Origin of the sequence: Pedomonas sp., assembly GCF_036515995.1 — a bacterium.
Lineage (GTDB): Bacteria > Pseudomonadota > Alphaproteobacteria > Sphingomonadales > Sphingomonadaceae > Pedomonas.
This window is the reverse complement of sequence record NZ_DATBUP010000099.1, coordinates 1-4433: the sequence shown is the minus strand read 5'-3', so window position 1 is coordinate 4433 and position 4433 is coordinate 1. Positions and strand designations below refer to the sequence as shown.

Here is a 4433-nt window from a genome sequence, read left to right as displayed (position 1 = left end):
CACGCGCACCGAACCCTTGTACACCATGCCGCCCAGGGAGATGATGGCCACCTCGGTGGTGCCCCCGCCGATGTCCACGACCATGGAGCCGCTGGCGTCCGAGACCGCCAGGCCCGCGCCGATGGCGGCGGCCATGGGTTCCTCGATCAGGTAGACTTTGCTTGCGCCGGCGCCCAGCGCGGATTCCTTGATGGCGCGGCGCTCGACCTGCGTGGAGCCGCAGGGAACGCACACGATGATGCGCGGGCTGGGAGCGAACATGCTGCGCGGATGCACCATGCGGATGAACTGCTTGAGCATTTGTTCGGTGACCGTGAAGTCCGCGATCACGCCGTCCTTCATGCGACGGATGGCTTCGATGTTGCCTGGCACCCGGCCCAGCATCTGCTTGGCCTCGTGGCCGACTGCCTGAATGATTTTCTTGCCATTGGGGCCGCCGCTATTTCGGCATCGAAGCGGTGGTGGTGAGCAAGGATCTGGATCTGGGCATCGCCATCGAATACCCGAACCCGAAGGAAGTAGGGGCGGATCGCCTCGTCAACGCGGTTGCCGCACACGCGGATTATGGCGATCAGCATCTGATCGTGATTGATTTTGGCACCGCGACCACCTTTGATGTGGTAAGTAACTCAGGTGCATACCGGGGCGGCGTGATCGCTCCGGGCATCAACCTCTCGGTTGAAGCACTCGTACAGGCCTCGGCCAAGCTGCCCAAGATCGCGGTGCAGCCGCCGGAATCAGGCCGGGCCATCGGCCAGTCCACCGTGGAAGCCATGCAGTCCGGCATATTCTGGGGGTACGTGGGCTTGATTGAGGGGCTGGTGGACCGAATTAAGAAGGAGACCGGGCAACCCATGCGCGTCATCGCGACGGGTGGCCTTGGTGTTTTGTTCGAGCGCCATACCAATGTGATCGAAGCGGTCGACATCGACTTGACGGTCAAGGGACTGGCGCTGATTTATCAACGTAATTGCAGGACATAGGCGTGAAACCAGGAGACGAGCTGCTGTTCCTACCCTTGGGTGGTTCAGGTGAGATTGGCATGAACGTCAATCTCTATGGCTGCCAGGGCAAATGGGTGATGGTCGATCTCGGCATGACCTTCGCTGACCAGTCGACGCCGGGCGTCGAACTGGTGCTGCCGGACCTGACCTTCATCGAGGAACGGCGGAAGGATTTGCTGGGTGTCGTGCTGACCCACGGGCACGAGGACCATATCGGCGCCGTACCGTATCTGGCCGCCGAACTGGGCGTCCCGCTCTACGCCACGCCGTTTACGGCCGGCCTCCTCCGTCACAAGCTGGCGGAAGAGGGGCTGCTGGGAGAGGTGAAGGTCAAGACGATCCCGATGCAGGGCAGCTTTGACCTTGGGCCGTTCAAGTTCCGGTATCTGCACCTGTGCCACTCCATTCCGGAGGGCAACGCGGTTCTGATCGACACGCCCTATGGCCGCGTGTTCCACACGGGCGACTGGAAGCTGGACGAAGACCCGATCATCGGCGAACCTTCCAGCCCCGAGCTGCTGACCTCCATCGGCGACGAAGGTGTGCTTGCGCTGGTGGGCGATTCCACCAACGTGTTCAACACCGAGGCTTCGGGCTCCGAAGGCGGCGTGCGGGATTCGCTGCTGCGCATCTGTCAGGGCCGCAAGGGCCGCATCGTCGTTTCAACCTTCGCGTCTAACGTCGCCCGGCTCGACACGCTCGGCAAGGTGGCCAATGCTACCGGCCGGAACGTGGTGCTGGTCGGCCGCTCGCTCGATCGGATGGTGAAGAATTCCAAGGAAAACGGCTACCTGAAGGATTTCCCGCAGCCGATCAGCCTTGAAATGGCGGAGCAGGCCAACCCTTCGACCCTGCTCATCATCGCCACCGGCTGCCAGGGCGAGCATCAGGCGGCGCTCTCGCGCATCGCGCGGCGTGAGCACAGCCATATCAAGCTCTCCGAGGGTGATCTGGTGATCTTCTCCTCGAAGAGCATTCCGGGCAACGAGCTGTCCATCAGCCTGGTGATGAACCAGCTGGCGGCGCAGAACGTCAACATGATCACCGAAAAGGACGCGCACGTTCACGTCTCCGGCCATCCGGGTCAGCCCGAGCTGAAGGCGATGTACGAGTGGATCCGCCCGAAGATCGCCGTGCCGGTGCATGGCGAGCTGCGGCACATGAAAGCGCATGCCCGACTGGCCGAGCGCTACGGCGCCAAGTGTTCGGTCGTGCCGACCAACGGTTCGGTCATCCGTCTCGCGCCGGGTGAGCCGGAAATCATCGGCTACGAGAAGGTGGGCCGCTGGGTGCTGGACGGCGATGTCATGGTGCCGACCGACGGCATGACCATGGTTCAGCGCCGCCGCCTGTCGTACAACGGCTACCTGTCCGCCACGGTCGTGCTGGGCAAGGGCGGACGATTGGCCGCGGACCCGCATATTGTCGTGCAAGGCATTCCGGTAGAGAATGAACTCGATGAATTCATCGAGGACTGCTCCAACGCGGTGCGGGCGACCATCGATCAGGTGGGGACCGGCAACGAAAGCCGCTTGCAGGAGCAGATCCGCATTGCGATCCGGCGTCTGGCACGGGACTACACGGCCAAGCGCCCGGTTGCGGAAGTGCATATTCTGCGTGTTGCCTAAAGGCCGGTGAATCGGCCGAAACCGGGGACAGGGCTGGTCATGAGTATCGTTTACGGTGTCGCTGTTTTCTACGTCATGTGGTGGATCGTGCTGATTGCCGTTCTGCCGTGGGGCGTACGCACGGCGCAGGAGACGGGCGAGCAGGGCGTACACGGTCAGGCGACCAGTGCCCCGCAGAACCCCATGCTGCTGAAGAAGGCGCTGTGGACGACGGCTGTGACCACCGTGCTATTCTGCCTGTTCTGGGCCAACATTCGTTACGAATGGCTGACGGTTGATGACCTGCCGGGGCCATCGTCAAAGAATTTGGTGATCACCAGCCCCAAGAGCTGATCTTCCTCCACCGCGAGGCGTCAAACAGCAAAAGCCGGCCGCACCTGCGCGCCGGCTTTTGCTGTTGTGGAAGGCGCAGCATCTGGCAGGGGCGGGTGCGGTAAAAGACAAAGGGGCCCGAGACTGGCTCGGACCCCTTCGCTTCGTGACGAGTCTTATAAATCTTGTGGGCCGATTTTCGGCCTTTTAATTCCCCTGAACCCTGGCCACTCTGTGTACCAAAGCTGGAGGAAGGCTACTCAAGCCCATTCTCGTTGTCAGCGGGTTAGTGCACCCAAACCCGTTCATTCAAGCTGGAAAGTGAGGCGCTGTGACTTGGCTGCAACAAGTGATCTTCGCGGCACTGGGAATGAACCTATCCGCGGGTGCCGTTCAGGCCGGAGCGTGCAACAATGTTGCGCATGTGCCCGAAACAGACGTGCAGCACCGGGCCGAGGGGGTGGACCTGAACTCCGGATTCTTTATCGACGTGAACCAGCTTGACGTACCGGTGGTGGTGGATGTGCTGGGGAAAACGGGGCGGCCCAGAATCGCCTCGGGGAATGTGCTGTCCGGCGAGACGCTGGTCGGCATCGCAACGATTGACGGGCAGAGCGTCACGTTTCAGGGACCGGCGGTGAACGAGGGGCAGCCTGTGACCCTCGGCCCGGATTGCAGACCCCTCGAGCCGGGCGAAATCCCGGTCGGGCGTCAGGCGGGCCGCGAAGTGGAGCCCCGCCCGTAGGAGGCGGGGGACAGACGCAGCGTCATCAGCATCAGGATGACCGCGCCCACGCCCATAGCCACCCACGCCTGCGTGAGGTCGGCGAAACGATCCCGCAGAATGCCTGCGAGCAAGGGGAAGAATGCCGCTATAATGTAGCCGCCGCCCTGAACGGCCGCAGCGAGCGCACCGGCCTCGCGCGGATCGTCCCGATGGTCGATGGTGACGATCAGGGTGAGCGGGAACAGGGAGCCGACACCGACGCCCAGCAGAATGCAGACCAGAACTGTCAGCTGCGGGGCCAGGATCAGCAGCGTCAGCCCTGAAATGAGGCTGGTCAGCACGAACAGCAGCGGCCCGCGCCGGTCTGGAAAGCGGCCGATCCAGGTGGAGATGGCAAGGCCGGAGCAGACTTCCGTCAGGGTGATGCCGCCCAGCACCAGACCGGCGGCCGTCGGGCTCCAGCCGAGCGCGGTATAGTAGGGCGGTAGCCAGGCCAGCAGCAGGGTGAAGGCCCCGGTGCCGATGCCGAAGAACACGACCAGTTCCCACGTGCGCAGCGAGCTCCAAACGGATTTGGCGCCTGCAGCAGGTGCGGCGCGTACAGGACGGCGGCCGGACGCGTCACGCGCAGCACTGGCGCGACTGGTGCGGAAGCGGCGGGAGACGGGTTGCCACAGAAGCAGCGCGGCGATGGCGGGCAGGGCCCACAGGCCAAGCGAGCCACCCCAGCCGAGGTGGCCCGCCATCGGCGGGGAGAAAGCC

At 63.4% G+C, this 4433-nt stretch carries 4 protein-coding genes and 2 pseudogenes; 4 read left to right on the top strand and 2 right to left on the bottom strand.

What is annotated here, in order from left to right; all coding sequences use genetic code 11:
• Positions 1–426: pseudogene (locus tag VIG90_RS07640) on the bottom strand (rod shape-determining protein); the annotation flags it as partial.
• 20 nt (positions 427–446) lie between these two features.
• Here VIG90_RS07640 and VIG90_RS07635 point away from each other — a divergent pair.
• The 4 genes and pseudogenes from VIG90_RS07635 to VIG90_RS07620 form a co-directional block, all read left to right on the top strand.
• A pseudogene (locus VIG90_RS07635) lies at positions 447–983 on the top strand (type III pantothenate kinase); the annotation flags it as partial.
• A 2-nt stretch (positions 984–985) separates the two neighbouring features.
• On the top strand, positions 986–2632 hold the full coding sequence (locus VIG90_RS07630; protein ID WP_331592896.1) for a ribonuclease J: 1647 nt from the start codon (positions 986–988) through the stop codon (positions 2630–2632).
• 39 nt (positions 2633–2671) lie between these two features.
• Complete coding sequence (locus VIG90_RS07625; RefSeq protein ID WP_331592895.1) at positions 2672–2965, top strand: DUF1467 family protein; 294 nt, start codon at positions 2672–2674, stop codon at positions 2963–2965.
• 403 nt (positions 2966–3368) lie between these two features.
• Positions 3369–3689 carry a hypothetical protein gene (locus VIG90_RS07620; protein ID WP_331592894.1) on the top strand — a complete coding sequence of 107 codons (321 nt, stop codon included), beginning with the start codon at positions 3369–3371 and terminating at the stop codon, positions 3687–3689.
• On the opposite strand, the gene VIG90_RS07615 is transcribed toward VIG90_RS07620, so the two are convergent.
• Positions 3656–4433: MFS transporter (locus tag VIG90_RS07615; protein WP_331592893.1), on the bottom strand; the 778-nt coding region annotated here is incomplete at its 5' end. The genes VIG90_RS07620 and VIG90_RS07615 overlap by 34 nt on opposite strands.